The sequence below is a fragment of the Helicobacter sp. 23-1044 genome, assembly GCF_053654695.1.
This window is the reverse complement of record NZ_JBSIUQ010000002.1, coordinates 97135-111032: the sequence shown is the minus strand read 5'-3', so window position 1 is coordinate 111032 and position 13898 is coordinate 97135. Positions and strand designations below refer to the sequence as shown.

Below are 13898 nucleotides of genomic sequence, written 5' to 3'. Positions count from 1 at the left end.
GTGGCAAAGAAGTTTGAGCCAAAGCCAAAGGGCGGATTGCCCCTGTGGCTAGGGACTTTTGGCGATTTGATGAGTTTGCTTCTCACATTTTTTATTTTGCTTTTATCGATGGCGACTTTTGATGCCAAAAAGCTAAAAGAGGCGGAGGCGAGCATTCGCGGGGCATTAAGCATATTAGAGGGCGGTATCAAAATCGAGCCAAGCGTAAATCGTATAACCTTACCCGGCGACATCGTCCCACCGCCCGAATACGCGCAAGAAGTAAAGCTAATTGAGCAAAGTTTGATTGAGTTAAGCGAATCGCCCAAAATCTCCGCAGGTGCGGCAAATATCATTGGAGATGGCATAAATGGCTTTATCATCACTTTGCCTACAAATATGCTTTTTGATAAAAATTTTGCTGTAAATGAGGACGCAAAGCTATTTTTGCGCCGTGTGAAGCAGATTTTTGAGCGAATGCCAAAAAATACAAATATCGAAATTTTGGGGCGGGTGAATCTTTCAAGCGCACAGATAAATTTGGAGCGCGCTTCAAATATCGCACTTGCCATTTCGCGCGAACTACACGCCTTGCAAATCGATGGCGCGAGGATTAGCACAATCGGGCGCGAGGATAAAAGTGTCGAAAATGACACGATAAACATTCGCTTCTACGCAAAAGAGGGAGATTCTGCGCCAAAAGGGATTTTGGATAAGGGTGCTAAATAATGCAGATTCTGCGATTTTTGGCATTTTTGATTTTTATATCGCCACTTTTTTCTGCGCCAAATGAGACAAATGCGATTCAAACTCCGCCGAATCTAGATGAGCAAGGCAGACTAATTTTAGAGCAACCGCGTGGCACGACAGGCAACACGATAAATCCAAGCCAAGTAACGGATTTACCTGCCACAATGTCGCCCACATTGCCTGTCGTGAATCTCTCCATAAACGCCCCAAAAGAGCCGGGCGATTTGGTAAATACGCTAAATATCGTAGTAATCATCACGCTACTTGTCCTTGCGCCTAGCCTTGTGCTTGTGATGACAAGTTTTACGCGAATCATAATCGTGCTAGGCTTTTTACGCACCGCAATGGGGACGCAACAATCGCCACCCACGCAAATTTTGGTAAGCCTTGCGCTGATTTTGACATTTTTTATAATGGAGCCTGTGGCAAAAAAAGGCTATGAAGTCGGCATAAAGCCATACATTGCAAAAGAAATCCCCTATGATGAAGCATTTGTGCGCACAATCGCGCCATTTAAAGAATTTATGCTAAAAAATACGCGTGAGAAGGATTTGGCGTTGTTTTTTCGCATTCGCTTGCTTGAAAATCCAAAGACAATCGATGATGTCCCGCTAACCGTGCTGCTACCCGCATTTATGATAAGTGAGCTAAAAACGGCATTTCAAATCGGCTTTTTGCTCTACTTGCCATTTTTAGTCATCGATATGGTTGTAAGCTCTTTGCTAATGGCACTTGGTATGATGATGCTCCCGCCTATAATGATTTCACTGCCTTTTAAGATTTTGATTTTTATTTTAGTCGATGGATTTAATTTGCTGATTGGGAATCTTGTAGGCAGTTTTAAAACCTAAAAGTTTGTTTTTTTGGCAATTTGTTCTAGGTATGCAATTTGCGCCGTTTTCGCATAAAACCGCGCTCAATGAACCCCCAAGTTCTATTTCGCTTGTTTCACGCAAAAACGACGCAAAGCCACACCGCTATTACTTCGATTGAGATTCTGCGATTTAAAAAAAACGCATTTGGCAAATAAATGCCTTGTGCGTTTTTATTTAAGATAATTTATTTTTCTTTACACGCTATGTCGTGTCCTAATTTACAGGCTTTTTTGTAAAAATGCTTTGATTTAATTTTGGCAGCTTTTTTCTCGCTACCTTTTTTAGAATCAGCTTCCCTGTAATAGTGATGTCCAAGCAGATTACAGCTATTTATCTCATTGTATTCACAAGCCTTGTGTAAAAACTCTACATATTTTTCAGGATTTTCTTGCAATACTTTTCGATAGCCGTGTGCATCGCCATACTCAACAGCTATTGTAAGGCACGAAGGACCATCTCTTAAATCACAACCCTTAAAAGCATATTCTACACGCAATTTGCCGAATTCTGCTTCATAGCGCGATTCTAGATATTTGCTACTATAAAATAAAGATACGAATCGGCAAGCTTTGCCCTCTCTTGCCTCACATCTTGCCTTCAATTTCTCTAAATTATCCTCTATAATTTTATAGTCAGCATCCCTATTTATGTTTAGTCCTTCAAGGCTTATCGCAAACGCAACAACTGCAACAATCATTGATAACAATATTGCTTTCATAGTAATCCTCCGCTGAAAGTGTTATTTCTTTGCTTTCAAAAACCAAAGATTCTGCGATTATAGCGCAATAAAATATCAATCCATCATCGCAAGGTAATTTTAAAAATTATCAAGTTACGATTTTATGCAAAAATGCGAAGTAGATTGCCTAGATTCTGCGATTTTGCAGAATCTGAAAATAAAAATATTGTCATTACTAGCGCGAAGCACGAAGTGCGAAGCGAAGAATCTCAAAAAAATACAAATGGATTGCTTCGGCTTTTTTAAAGCCTCGCAATGACGAAGTGGGGCGTTGCTGTCCGTCATTGCGAGAAAAAAACAAGCGATTCAAGTGATAACAATGGCGATTTTATCGCAGAATCGCAGAATCTAAAAAGAGATTTTTCGCTTCGCTCAAAATGACAATTTAATTTGGATTGCTTCGTTGCACTCGCTTCGCTTCGTGCGCCTCGCAATGACGGCGTGGAGTGTAATTCGCAGAATCTGTCACATTTCGCAGAATCTCGCACGAAAAACGCAGAATCTAAAAGCAATTTTCGCAGAATCTACCGCCAAAGTCGCAGTTTTCGCAAAATGCCTTTCGTCTTTGAATGCACTCCAAATTGTCGCATTGCAAATTTATAGAGATTTTCCCTGCTTTGCGTGATTTGCGAGTTACTCCGCATAAATGCGTCATCATAATTTTTATCAAAAATATTAAACAAAAAGCACTCCATCCGCCAATCAAAAATCTCTTTGTGATGAAAATCCAAAAATAGCGGTTCTCTCAACTTCGCCAAATACGCGCTTTCATCGCTATCAATGCGCTTTATTTCATCTAATATTTGCGGAAAATCACTCTCAGATTCTACGAAAATCACTGCATTTTTATTGATTCCCCCCCCCCCCGTATCTAACGCACCAAAGGCACTTTTATCGCCCCAATAAATGGGAATCGTCCTTGCGGCGACTGCTTGGATTAACTTTTCTGTGGTGTATCCGCTCGTGCTTGAATTCTCAAAGCATAGACTGAATTTGCACTCGCTTTGAAAGGCAAATTTATCCGCCACCGCGCCACCGACATTATTCAAAAATCGCCCCGCAGAATCTACCCTTTTATATGCCGATAAAATCTCATAAAACTCGCGCCGAAGCGGATTTGCCCCGCCATTGCTAACGATAAAATTGCAAAATCTGCGTTTTTGGCGCAGAATCTCACTTGAAATCCCAAGATGCTTGTCCCTTGCGCGCAAATAATCGCCTCCATAAAACAAATACAGCGGATAGCGCAAATATCGCTCCCCAAAGTCCAAATGGCAAAATGCAATGGCATAATCGCAAAAATTAAAGTCCGGCACGATATTTTCGCCCGTGTAAAAAATGCGAACGCAATCATAGTTGATGTGCTCTGCGCCAAACACGCTGTAAAAGAGATATTGCGGATTTTTGGCATCCAAAATCACGTGATATTTTTGCGCTAAAATCTCTAAGATTCTGCGTTTTATCCCATCCATCGTGGTAAAATCCGCAAAATGCACTCTTATTTTTTTCATCATCAAATCCTTTAAATTTCGCAGAATCTTACCAAAATTATTTAGATATAATTGCGATTTTATTTTGATTTTTGGGAGTGAAAATGAGTAAATGCGATGTTGTAGTAGGCATTCAGTGGGGCGATGAGGGCAAGGGAAAAATTGTAGATAATTTGGCAAAAGATTATGACATTATCGTCCGCTATCAAGGCGGACATAATGCTGGGCACACGATTGTAGTGGATGGCAAAAAAGTCGCACTGCACCTCGTGCCTAGCGGGATTTTATATGAAAACACGCTAAATCTAATCGGCAATGGCGTGGTGCTAAATCCGCAGGCATTTTTGGATGAAGTCGCGCAGTTTGAGAGTGCGGAGGGGCGCATTTTTATCAGTCCAAAGGCGCATTTGATTTTGCCATATCACGAAGCGCGTGATAAAGCAAATGAAAGCGATGAGAAAAACGCCATCGGCACGACTTGCAAGGGCATTGGACCTGCTTATGCTGATAAAGTCTCGCGCGTGGGATTTCGCGTGGGCGAAATGTGCGATATTGAAAACTTTATAAAAAAACTACGCAAAAAGTTAGAAAATATCCCGCAAATAAATATCGATGAGTTAGAAGCGCAAATGAGGGAATATTCGCAGAATCTGCGCCCTTTTATCAAAGATATTGACGCGATTTTGTGGGATGGCATTGCTAAAAATAAGCGCATTTTATTAGAGGGTGCGCAAGGAAGTATGCTAGATATCGACCACGGGACTTATCCCTTTGTGACGAGCTCTACGACAATTTCGGCGGGTGCGTGTAGCGGAAGCGGGATTGCGCCAAGGGATTTGGGCGAAGTGATTGGCATTATGAAGGCGTATTGCACGAGAGTGGGCAAGGGGGCGTTTCCAAGTGAGGATTTTGGCGAGTGGGGAGCGATTTTACAAAAAAAGGGCGGAGAAATCGGCGCGACAACGGGCAGAGTTCGGCGGTGCGGGTGGTTTGATGCGGTGGCGGCAAAATACGCAATCGCCCTAAATGGCGTTAGCAAAATTGCTTTGATGAAATTAGATGTATTAGATGACTTTCCTAAAATCAAAGTTTGCGTGGGATATGAAAGAGGTGGCGAGACAATCGCAACTTGCGAAAATCTAAACTATCCATTTGATTTAAATGATATTACGCCGCGTTATAGGGAATTTAGCGGATTTAGTGGCGTTAGCGGAGTGCGGAAATTTGATGATTTGCCACAAAATGCAAAGGATTATATTTTCGCATTGGAGGCGATTTTAGGTGTGAAAATCGTCATAATCTCCACAAGTCCCGAGCGAGATGATATTATAATGCGTTAGGATTGCGCGGTGCAAACGAAATTTAGCAAGATTCTGCGATTAAAGCAAAGTATTGTAAGTAAAATCGAACTTGAACTTATAAAAGTAAATGCGGAGATTCTGCAAAAAAAGGGCGAAATTGCGGATTTGGAGCGACTAATTAGCGAGTTTTCTTTGCCAAAGGGGAGCAAAAATTACAGCGAATTTTTGAGATTTAAAGAGGGCATTAGCAATATTCGTGCGAAAATCACGGAGGAAAATGCCTTTTTGCAGATGATGGAAGCGCGAAAAGTGGATATAACAAAGCAATTTCAAAAATCAAAAATCGAGTTTGAGAAAATCAACTATTTGCATTTAAATGAAGTGCAGAATCTGCTTAAAAAAGCGCAGAGAGCGGAGCTTGTAGCGATGGATGAGATTGCGCTAAATAAATTTATGGCACAAAAAAAGGCGGAGCGATGAGAATTATTTTTATGGCGATTTGTTGCGTGGGGTGGGCGGTTTGCAATATGATTGATTGCAGTGCGATTTTTGCAGAGCGGAAAAATGAATTGCAAAGCAAACTAAACAAAATCGCCGAGCAAAAAAAGATGCTAAATATTTTATATGACGAGCAAAAACGCGCAAATAGCGATAGAATGGAGCAATTAAAACTGCAAGAAATCAAAGTGCAAAAGCTAATCGATGAGGCAAAAATGCGAGAAAATGAAATCAAAAATTTGATTAAGCAAAATGAGGAACTTCTCGCCCAAATTGACGCCAAAAAAAGCACCAAAATCGCCGAAACCTACGCAAAGATGAAGGATTCAAAGGCAAGTGAGATTTTCCAAGCAATGCCACTAAATCAAGCAGCAGAGATTTTATTTACAATGGATGCAAAATCAAGCGGGAAAATCCTCGCCAAAATGGACGCACAAAAGGCAGCAAAACTCACAGAGTTGCTAAAAAATGGTCCGCCATTTACACGAGATGAAATCGATGAATAAAAAAGAGGGCAAAATGAGCGCGTGGAAGCTAGAAAACGATGTCGATGACTTTGTAAAGGCGATTTTTGAAAGTTTGGGGCTAAATAAAAATAGCGATTATTTTGAGAAAACCGCCTCGCCTTATATGCAGGAAGCCCTAAAAGGTGCAAGCAAAAGTGGCAAGGGTGGCAAAGCTGCGATTGATTTTGTGGTGGAGAAATACAGCATTCCTGTGGTTATTGAAAATAAATTAGGCATTAAAAAGCTTTGCGCCGTAGAATCTCCGCTAGTTTTAAAAGAGGATATTCCAAGCGTTAGGGATTTCGCGCTAAATGGTGCTTTGCATTATGCAAAACATTTAGTCAAAGCAAATGCGTATAAAGAAGTCATAGCCGTAGGCATCGCAGGTGAAAGCGCAAGTAGCGTGGAGATAAAAGTCTTTTATGTCGCTGAAAATAATACTTATATCGATACAAATTACAAAGATTTGGGATTTTTGCGCGATAAAGAAGCTTTTGATGAGTTTTATGAAAATATCAAGCTAACCGATGAGCAAAAGCATAATTTTGCCATTTATAAAAGGGGGCTTATATCCACGCACGCCAAAAATTTAAGCAAAATTATGAATGACTTTTCGATTTTACCGCACGAGCGGGCTTTATTTGTCGCGGCGTGTTTGCTTGCTATGCAGGATATCAAAAGTGGCGCACAAACGCTAGAAAAAGGCTTGATTCCTGATTTGCTTTTGGGCGCAGATGGAGATTACAGAGATAGTATAAAAATCCAAAATCACATAGAAAAGTTTTTGCAAAACCACAATTTAGCGCAAGATAAAATCACTCTAATGACAAATTCATTCCACCGAATGACAATTAACGCAAATAGAGACATAATTAGAGCTTTGCATAAGCATTTAGAAAAGAGCAAATATCTCAAAGGCAAAACCGCCAGCACAAATAAGCAAGTTTTTACCTACATTTTCGAGCATATTTTCAACGAAATAAATACGCTTAATAAAAACACCAAATTTTATGACATTATGGGCGAAATGTATAATGAATTTTTAAAATACGCGATGAGCGGGGGCAAAGAGATAGGCATAGTGCTAACGCCATTTTATGTAACCAAAATGATGAGCAAAATATTAGAGATTGACAAAGATTGCAAAGTGATAGATTTAGCCACAGGCTCGGCGGGATTTTTAATCGCGGCTATGGATTTGATGATTAGCATAGCTACGCAAGACGCCAAAACGCAGAGTTTCAATCTAAAAGACAAAATAAATCAAATCAAACAAACACAGCTTTTAGGCATTGAGGAAAGTGCGGATATTTACGCCCTAGCTACTACAAATATGATTTTACGAGGCGATGGTAGCTCACAAATCATTCAAAACGACAGCTTTAACACCGCTTTGACGCAAACCATAAAAGACTTCAAAGCCGATAGAATCTTGCTAAATCCGCCATTTTCTTATAAAGAAAACGGAATGCCCTTTATAAAATTAGGACTTGATAATATGCCACGCCACGCATTAGGCGCGATTATTATCCAAGATTCTGCGGGGAGTGGCAAAGCGATAAATACAAATAAAGCCATTTTGCAAAAACACACGCTAAAAGCAAGTATCAAAATGCCAAGCGACTTATTTGCGCCGATGGCAGGCGTGCAAACGAGCATTTATATCTTTGAGGCGGGAACTCCGCATAATTTTAGCAAAAGTGTGAAATTTATCGACTTTCGCAATGATGGCTATAAGCGCACCGAGCGAAGTTTGCAAGAGGTGGATAACCCCACAGCGCGCTATAATGACATCGTAGAGATTTATAAAAATGGCAAGGCTTCAAGCAGATTTTTGCAAAGCAAGTGGAATTTAGATGAAATCTATATCGAGGATTTTATAACGCCTAGCGGGGCGGATTGGAATTTTGACCAGCATAAAAAGGTGGATTCAAAGCCCACATTGCAGGATTTCAAAAAATGCGTGAGCGAATATCTCGCGTGGGAAGTCGCAAATGTCTTAAAAAAGGATTGTCTTTAACCCCGCTCAAATAAGCGTAAATATCGCGAATCTTGAATCAGAGTTCATCGCACAAGGTGGCAAATGGGAGGAATTTAGACTTATTGATATGTTTAACTATAAGCGCGGAACGCGACTCGTAAAAAATGCGCGAATCAAAGGCGACTTGCCTTTGCTTACCGCAGGTGAATTTAATCAAGGCGTAAAAGAGTTTATCAGCAATCAAAATCAGCAAATTTTTAGCAATGCCATAACGATTGATATGTTTTGCAATTCTTTTGTGCATATTGAAAATTTTTGTTGCGATGATAATATTTTGGTTTTGAATCCAAAAGAACCGATGAGTAAATATCATTTGCGATTCATAAGCACGATAATTAACAAGGACAAATCAAAATATGGCTATGGCAAACAATACAGAATGGGCAGTTTAGAAAATCATAAAATCCCGCTCCCCACGATAGAGGGCAAAATCGCCTTTGATTTTATGGAATCTTACATAAAAGAGCTAGAAGCGGAGCAGATAAGAGAGCTAGAAGCATATTTGGAGGTTACAGGGCTAAAAGATTATGAGCTAGACGCACAAGAGAGAGAAGCATTAGCGATTTTTGCTTCTTTGTGTCATACCGATTCCGCACTTTATCATAATAAGTCCATTTGTCATACTGACCCTGAGCAAAGCGAAGGGGAAGTATCTCAAAAATCGACAAATAGAGATTCTTCGCTTGTCTTGCGACAAGCTCAGAATGACAAAAATACAGAATCTCGCAATGACACTCTTAATATCCATTGGCGCGATTTTACAATCGGGGAATTGTTTGAAGTAAGCAAATCAAAAAAGAAATTTAATGCCAACACTCTTACATTTAATGGTAAATATCCATATATTGCAAGAGGTGCAGGAAATAATGGCATTCGTGGTTATATTGACAAAGACATACAATATCTAAATGAAGCAAATACCATAAGTTTTGGACAAGATACCGCCACAATGTTTTATCAACCAAACCCTTATTTTACAGGCGATAAAATCAAAATTTTTAAACCAAAGATTCTAAAATTCGACAAATACATTGCGCATTTTATAATCCCCACTTTGAAAAGGGCGTTTTCAAATTTTAGCTGGGGCAGTAGCTCTTATAAAGAAAGCGTATTGGAAAATATGACAATATTGCTACCCGTAAATCAAAATAATGAAATCGCCTTTGATTTTATGGAAAAGTTCATTAGCGCGGTGCAAAAAGAAGTGATAAAATCCGTAGTTTTATGGAATCAAAAGCGCACAAACGCCACCAAAGCGATTGTGGAAAATCGCTAGTCTAGCGAATTTATATTTTTCACACAATTCGCAGAATCTAGCCCAAAATCGCAGAATCTACTTCACTTCGTCATTGCGAGACTTGCGAATGCAAGTCGTGGCAATCCACTCACGCTGTCATTGCGAGAGAATGAGCGAATGCGAATTCTCGTGGCAATCCATTAAGATTCTGCGAATCAAATGCGAAATTTCGCAGAATCTCACAAAGACAAAAAGGCAGATTCTGCGAATCGCAGAATCTAAAATTTTGCAAATATTTAACTATTGACAACATTTGCCAAAAGTGCTATAATTGTCGGCGAAATTCACGGCGGTGCTTTACCGCCACTCTTAAACCTCACAAAATTCACATAAACTTCAACCAAAATATCCCCTCAATTCGCCATCAAAAGCATTTATCATATCATCTAAAAACGCTTCCATTTTGTCGCTATCTATGCCGATTAGAATTTTTGTTTTGCCAAAAATTAGACAAGTAGAAAGTCTAGGTATGCCGTATTGATTGCGTTTATAGAGATTTTCAAAATGAAATGCGCGATTGCGGATATTTACAAACAACGAATAAGCGATTTTGACTTTTTGATAATTACGCATTTTGTCTTTTTTGTTAAATGTCGAATACTTTTTGAAATCGATATGCGCTAGATTTACCAAAGCATTATGAATTTTATGTTTTTCAATCTCACTACACCAAAACCCAAAAGTTTGATTTGAAATAAAATCATCATCATTTATTTACAAAATTTGCGCGACTTTATTGCGTGTGATAATCTCCAAAAGCCCAATTTTCGCGCTTAAATCTTTGATAAGCAAGAAATTATCTTTGTGTTGCGAGAGATTTTCATAGCTTTGCAGTCGTTTGTGCGAAAATAGCGCGATTTGCCTCTCTAAATCCATAATATGCCTTTATGTGCGTGAATTTATAATATTTTTAAAGCGCATTATATAATAATTTAGATTCTGCGAATTTATATTTTTCGCACGAGTCGCAGAATCTGCAAAACGCAGAATCTGCCCCCACTTCGTCATTGCGAGGCGCACGAAGCGAAGCGAGTGCAACGAAGCAATCCACAAAAAAATAATGTGGATTGCCACGATTTGACTTCGTCAAATCTCGCAATGACGGATTTTTTCGCGCTAGATTCTGCGATTTTATATTTTTCGCACGAGTCGCAGAATCTAACGCAGAATCGAAATCTTTGCACAAAATTCGCAGAATCTCACAAAAAAATCACAAATTTTCGTAGAATCTTTACGCATTTAACGCGTATTTTTAAAGATTTTTGCCTATAATTGCGATAAATTTTAGAAAACAGGCAAAAGCAGGCAAATGAAAATCACCAAAAAAACTTTTACAAACCTCTTCAAAAAGCGCAATATCGCCCCAAGCATCGGCGTTTTGCTGTGTGCTTTGATTGTGTATTTTATCCATACTTCGCCATTTTTTGAGCAAAATCCTCCGCAGATTTCCCTGCCAAACGCCTCGCATTGGAACTTAAAGTGGGATATTCCCATCAAAATCACCGACACTTCGGGCATTAAACGCTACAAAGTCGCTGTTAGTTTGAATGGAGCGCAAAAAACTTTGCTTAACAAAACGCCAGATTCTGCGTCAAATGAAGTCTCTTTCACGCTCCCCATCCCAAAGATGAATATTAAAAATGGCGATACGCTAATTTACACAATCACCGCGCAAGATAAGAGCAAAAATCGCTTTTTTCGCGGAAATATCGCACAAAGCGACTTAAAACTCACCATTGACACGCAGTTACCGCAAGTTAGCGTTATCCAAATGAGCAATATCATCGTGCGGGGCGGGGCGGCAGCGGTGGTATTTTATGCAAAAGATTCTGCGATGGCAAATATTTCGCTTACAAATGGATTTCAAAGTTTTGTGGCGTTTCCATTTTATAAACCAAATTATTTTGTCGGCATAATCCCTTGGTATATCAAAAATCCATCCTTTAAAAGTGCCATAATCGCGCAGGATAAAGCGGGAAATACGAGGCGATTTAATATCAATTTCGCGCGTTACAATCGCAGCTACCGCACTTCAAATCTCCCGCTAAAAAGCGCGTTTATCGAGGGGAAAATCGCAGAAATTATCGAAAATGGCAATATTTACACACTCGCGGATTTCAAAGATGAAATTAGCGCATTTACCTATGTGAATGAAACTATCCGCCAAAATGACGAGAACAGAATGAATGCCAAAATGCTAAATGCCCCCCGCGAAATAAATGAATTTGCCACATTTAAACCTGCAAATGACGCGCGAGTGGTGGGACTATTTGGCGATTATCGAAAGTTTAGTTTTAATAAAATGGATGCGGGGGATAGCTGGCATTTGGGCGTCGATTTAGCGAATGTGAAAAATATGCCAATAATCGCCTCAAATGAGGGCATTGTGACATTTGCCGAAGAACTTGGCATTTATGGAAATACGATAATCATCGAGCACGGATATGGCGTGGCGTCGCTTTACTCGCACTTGCAAAATATGGCGGTAAAAGAAGGCGATTTTGTTTATAGTGGCGATATTATCGCGCGAAGCGGGGAAAGCGGACTTGCATTTGGCGACCATTTGCATTTTAGCATTTTGTTGCAGGGACTGCCAAGCACCGCAAATGAGTGGATGGATAGCAAGTGGCTGAAAACGCACATAAATGATGTCTTAAAAAACGCAAGGGAGGTAATTGACACTTATGCCAAAGATTGAGCAGAAAAATATGCAGATTTTCATCATCCGCGCGGATATTCCGCTAGATGAAGTGGAGCGATTTGTCACGCAAAATAAGAGCGTTTTGCGACTGCACTTGCTGATGGTGGAGGATTTGAGTGCGGAAATAAGGGCGATTTTGGATAAATATGAGTTAGATTACTTGCAACCAAAAAATTTTAATTTTGGGGCGAAAAGTGGTGCAAAAAATGTTAGCGTGCTAAAAAATGCGAATTTGATACATAAAGATTCTGCGAATTTTGGGAAAATCGCAGAATCTTCGCAGAATCTCGCCAAAATCGCAGAATCTTCGCAGAATCTCGCCAAAATCGCAGAATCTACCCCCACTTCGTCATTGCGAGAGAATCCGCAGGATTCTCGTGGCAATCCATCGTTTTGTCATACTGAGCCATCCATTTGTCATACTGAGCGAAGCGAAGTATCTCAAAAAAGCACCGCAGATTCTGCGATTCACCCCAAATTCGCAGAATCTACCGATTTTCGCGTATTTACAGAGTTGCTTCGCAGTGGCGTGGAAATCAAAAGCGAGCAGAATCTAGCGATTTTCAATCGTGTGAATTCCGGTGCGAAAATTAGCACAAAAAAAAGTGCCTTTATTTTCGGCAAGTGCGAGGGCGAAGTGCGCTGTGATGGCGAATATATGATTTTATCACAAATCGCAAATGGCAAAATTTTATTCAACGGAATGGCAATCACGCAAAAAATGCTAAAATACAAACTAAATCTAATCGCAAAAGACGGCGATATTGGACTAAAAATAAGCGACGCACTAAGTGCAATAAACTAAATTTTTAAGGATACAAAATGAAACAGCGAAGCATTAAAAAACCCGTAGAGTTGGTAGGAATCGGACTTCATAAGGGCGTAAGCGTGAAAATGATTTTAGAGCCTTTGGGCGAAAACTGCGGGATTGTCTTTTATCGTAGCGATTTGGGCGTGAGTATCCCGCTAAAAACTGAAAATGTCATCGATACGACTTTGGCAACGGTGCTTGGTGTGCGCGAAAACCCCGAAGCAAAAGTCTCCACAATCGAGCATTTATTAAGCGCGATTTATGCTTATGGCATCGATAATTTGCGCGTGGTGCTTGATAATGAAGAAGTGCCGATAATGGATGGCAGTGCGATTGGGTATTGTATGCTTTTGGAGGAAGCGGGGATTTTGACGCAGGACGCGCCAAAAAAAGCACTCGCGATTAAAAAGCCCATCGAAGTAAAAGACGGCGAAAAATTCGTCCGTGTCGAGCCTAGCAAGGATAGCATTTTTGATTTTACAATCAATTTCGAGCACACCGCAATCAAAACGCAACAATATAGATTTGAATATTCGCCACAAAAATATAAAGACGAAATCGCCCGTGCGCGGACATTTGGCTTTTTGCAAGAGGTGAATTACCTGCGCTCTATCGGACTTGCAAAGGGTGGCAATCTCTCAAACTGCATTGTGCTTGATGAAAGCGGGATTTTGAATAAAGAGGGTTTGCGCTACAAAGAGGAATTTGTCCGCCACAAGATTTTGGACGCCATCGGCGATATGAGTGTGCTTGGAATGCCACTCATTGGGACTTATGTGAGCTTTGCAGGAAGCCACAAGCTAAATCACTTTTTGACACAAAAGATTTTAGCAGATAGCAAAGCATATCAAATCGTAGAATTGCCAAGCAACGCAGAAAACTTTGAATTTGCGATAGCGCACTCGTAATT

Annotated in this window: 19 protein-coding genes; 14 read left to right on the top strand and 5 right to left on the bottom strand. The window is 40.1% G+C overall.

Annotated elements, in window-relative coordinates:
- Entirely contained in the window at positions 1–708 is a 708-nt protein-coding gene (locus ACWIUD_RS03090; RefSeq protein WP_454146603.1) for a flagellar motor protein MotB, read from the top strand.
- Between the two features lie 185 nt (positions 709–893).
- Positions 894–1580 carry a flagellar type III secretion system pore protein FliP gene (gene fliP, locus ACWIUD_RS03085; RefSeq protein WP_454146845.1) on the top strand — a complete coding sequence of 229 codons (687 nt, stop codon included), beginning with the start codon at positions 894–896 and terminating at the stop codon, positions 1578–1580.
- Between the two features lie 208 nt (positions 1581–1788).
- Here fliP and ACWIUD_RS03080 read toward each other — a convergent pair whose 3' ends face one another.
- Complete coding sequence (locus tag ACWIUD_RS03080; protein ID WP_454146601.1) at positions 1789–2322, bottom strand: hypothetical protein; 534 nt, start codon at positions 2320–2322, stop codon at positions 1789–1791.
- Between the two features lie 132 nt (positions 2323–2454).
- Between ACWIUD_RS03080 and ACWIUD_RS03075 the strand changes: the two genes are divergently transcribed.
- From ACWIUD_RS03075 to ACWIUD_RS03065, 3 genes are read left to right on the top strand one after another with little or no spacing between them, the layout of a single operon-like run.
- Positions 2455–2589: a hypothetical protein gene (locus tag ACWIUD_RS03075; RefSeq protein ID WP_454146599.1), complete on the top strand. Its 135-nt coding sequence runs from the start codon at positions 2455–2457 to the stop codon at positions 2587–2589.
- Between the two features lie 9 nt (positions 2590–2598).
- Entirely contained in the window at positions 2599–2724 is a 126-nt protein-coding gene (locus tag ACWIUD_RS03070; protein WP_454146597.1) for a hypothetical protein, read from the top strand.
- Positions 2725–2733: 9 nt separating this feature from the next.
- A complete protein-coding gene (locus tag ACWIUD_RS03065; protein WP_454146595.1) occupies positions 2734–2946 on the top strand; it encodes a hypothetical protein in 213 nt (70 codons plus the stop codon).
- On the opposite strand, the gene ACWIUD_RS03060 is transcribed toward ACWIUD_RS03065, so the two are convergent.
- Positions 2868–3854: a glycosyltransferase family 10 domain-containing protein gene (locus ACWIUD_RS03060; protein ID WP_454146593.1), complete on the bottom strand. Its 987-nt coding sequence runs from the start codon at positions 3852–3854 to the stop codon at positions 2868–2870. The two genes, ACWIUD_RS03065 and ACWIUD_RS03060, sit on opposite strands and share 79 nt — an antisense overlap.
- Positions 3855–3937: 83 nt before the next feature.
- Between ACWIUD_RS03060 and ACWIUD_RS03055 the strand changes: the two genes are divergently transcribed.
- Genes ACWIUD_RS03055 through ACWIUD_RS03030 form a run of 6 tightly spaced genes read left to right on the top strand, consistent with a single transcriptional unit; the run spans position 3938 to position 9723 of the window.
- Positions 3938–5173, top strand: coding sequence for an adenylosuccinate synthase (locus ACWIUD_RS03055; RefSeq protein ID WP_454146591.1), 1236 nt, complete (start codon positions 3938–3940; stop codon positions 5171–5173).
- A 9-nt stretch (positions 5174–5182) separates the two neighbouring features.
- Positions 5183–5614: a flagellar FliJ family protein gene (locus tag ACWIUD_RS03050; protein WP_454146589.1), complete on the top strand. Its 432-nt coding sequence runs from the start codon at positions 5183–5185 to the stop codon at positions 5612–5614.
- Positions 5611–6138, top strand: a complete 528-nt coding sequence (locus ACWIUD_RS03045; protein ID WP_454146587.1) for a MotE family protein — start codon at positions 5611–5613, stop codon at positions 6136–6138. The genes ACWIUD_RS03050 and ACWIUD_RS03045 overlap by 4 nt, the downstream gene beginning before the upstream one ends.
- Positions 6131–8158: an HsdM family class I SAM-dependent methyltransferase gene (locus tag ACWIUD_RS03040; protein ID WP_454146585.1), complete on the top strand. Its 2028-nt coding sequence runs from the start codon at positions 6131–6133 to the stop codon at positions 8156–8158. Before ACWIUD_RS03045 ends, ACWIUD_RS03040 begins: the two co-directional genes overlap by 8 nt.
- Positions 8148–9455, top strand: coding sequence for a restriction endonuclease subunit S (locus ACWIUD_RS03035; protein ID WP_454146843.1), 1308 nt, complete (start codon positions 8148–8150; stop codon positions 9453–9455). Before ACWIUD_RS03040 ends, ACWIUD_RS03035 begins: the two co-directional genes overlap by 11 nt.
- Positions 9439–9723, top strand: a complete 285-nt coding sequence (locus tag ACWIUD_RS03030; protein WP_454146583.1) for a hypothetical protein — start codon at positions 9439–9441, stop codon at positions 9721–9723. The genes ACWIUD_RS03035 and ACWIUD_RS03030 overlap by 17 nt, the downstream gene beginning before the upstream one ends.
- 89 nt (positions 9724–9812) lie before the next feature.
- Here ACWIUD_RS03030 and ACWIUD_RS03025 read toward each other — a convergent pair whose 3' ends face one another.
- From ACWIUD_RS03025 to ACWIUD_RS03015, 3 genes are all read right to left on the bottom strand, one after another.
- Complete coding sequence (locus ACWIUD_RS03025; protein WP_454146581.1) at positions 9813–10049, bottom strand: hypothetical protein; 237 nt, start codon at positions 10047–10049, stop codon at positions 9813–9815.
- 141 nt (positions 10050–10190) lie between these two features.
- Positions 10191–10352, bottom strand: coding sequence for a hypothetical protein (locus tag ACWIUD_RS03020; RefSeq protein ID WP_454146579.1), 162 nt, complete (start codon positions 10350–10352; stop codon positions 10191–10193).
- 34 nt (positions 10353–10386) lie between these two features.
- Positions 10387–10662, bottom strand: coding sequence for a hypothetical protein (locus ACWIUD_RS03015; RefSeq protein WP_454146577.1), 276 nt, complete (start codon positions 10660–10662; stop codon positions 10387–10389).
- 123 nt (positions 10663–10785) lie between these two features.
- Between ACWIUD_RS03015 and ACWIUD_RS03010 the strand changes: the two genes are divergently transcribed.
- Genes ACWIUD_RS03010 through lpxC form a run of 3 tightly spaced genes read left to right on the top strand, consistent with a single transcriptional unit; the run spans position 10786 to position 13896 of the window.
- Positions 10786–12174: a M23 family metallopeptidase gene (locus ACWIUD_RS03010; protein ID WP_454146575.1), complete on the top strand. Its 1389-nt coding sequence runs from the start codon at positions 10786–10788 to the stop codon at positions 12172–12174.
- Positions 12152–12982: a hypothetical protein gene (locus tag ACWIUD_RS03005; RefSeq protein ID WP_454146573.1), complete on the top strand. Its 831-nt coding sequence runs from the start codon at positions 12152–12154 to the stop codon at positions 12980–12982. Before ACWIUD_RS03010 ends, ACWIUD_RS03005 begins: the two co-directional genes overlap by 23 nt.
- Before the next feature lie 17 nt (positions 12983–12999).
- Positions 13000–13896, top strand: coding sequence for a UDP-3-O-acyl-N-acetylglucosamine deacetylase (lpxC, locus tag ACWIUD_RS03000; protein ID WP_454135084.1), 897 nt, complete (start codon positions 13000–13002; stop codon positions 13894–13896).
- Positions 13897–13898: the final 2 nt, after the last annotated feature.

What these genes read in the sequence shown, in the direction of transcription:
- ACWIUD_RS03075 (WP_454146599.1), top strand. Translation starts at nt 2,455, where the DNA reads ATGCGAAGTAGATTGCCTAGATTCTGCGATTTTGCAGAATCTGAAAAT.
- ACWIUD_RS03020 (WP_454146579.1), bottom strand. Translation starts at nt 10,352, where the DNA reads ATGGATTTAGAGAGGCAAATCGCGCTATTTTCGCACAAACGACTGCAA.
- ACWIUD_RS03040 (WP_454146585.1), top strand. Translation starts at nt 6,131, where the DNA reads ATGAATAAAAAAGAGGGCAAAATGAGCGCGTGGAAGCTAGAAAACGAT.
- fliP (WP_454146845.1), top strand. Translation starts at nt 894, where the DNA reads ATGTCGCCCACATTGCCTGTCGTGAATCTCTCCATAAACGCCCCAAAA.
- ACWIUD_RS03055 (WP_454146591.1), top strand. Translation starts at nt 3,938, where the DNA reads ATGAGTAAATGCGATGTTGTAGTAGGCATTCAGTGGGGCGATGAGGGC.
- lpxC (WP_454135084.1), top strand. Translation starts at nt 13,000, where the DNA reads ATGAAACAGCGAAGCATTAAAAAACCCGTAGAGTTGGTAGGAATCGGA.
- ACWIUD_RS03070 (WP_454146597.1), top strand. Translation starts at nt 2,599, where the DNA reads ATGACGAAGTGGGGCGTTGCTGTCCGTCATTGCGAGAAAAAAACAAGC.
- ACWIUD_RS03045 (WP_454146587.1), top strand. Translation starts at nt 5,611, where the DNA reads ATGAGAATTATTTTTATGGCGATTTGTTGCGTGGGGTGGGCGGTTTGC.
- ACWIUD_RS03060 (WP_454146593.1), bottom strand. Translation starts at nt 3,854, where the DNA reads ATGAAAAAAATAAGAGTGCATTTTGCGGATTTTACCACGATGGATGGG.
- ACWIUD_RS03080 (WP_454146601.1), bottom strand. Translation starts at nt 2,322, where the DNA reads ATGAAAGCAATATTGTTATCAATGATTGTTGCAGTTGTTGCGTTTGCG.
- ACWIUD_RS03010 (WP_454146575.1), top strand. Translation starts at nt 10,786, where the DNA reads ATGAAAATCACCAAAAAAACTTTTACAAACCTCTTCAAAAAGCGCAAT.
- ACWIUD_RS03025 (WP_454146581.1), bottom strand. Translation starts at nt 10,049, where the DNA reads ATGCGTAATTATCAAAAAGTCAAAATCGCTTATTCGTTGTTTGTAAAT.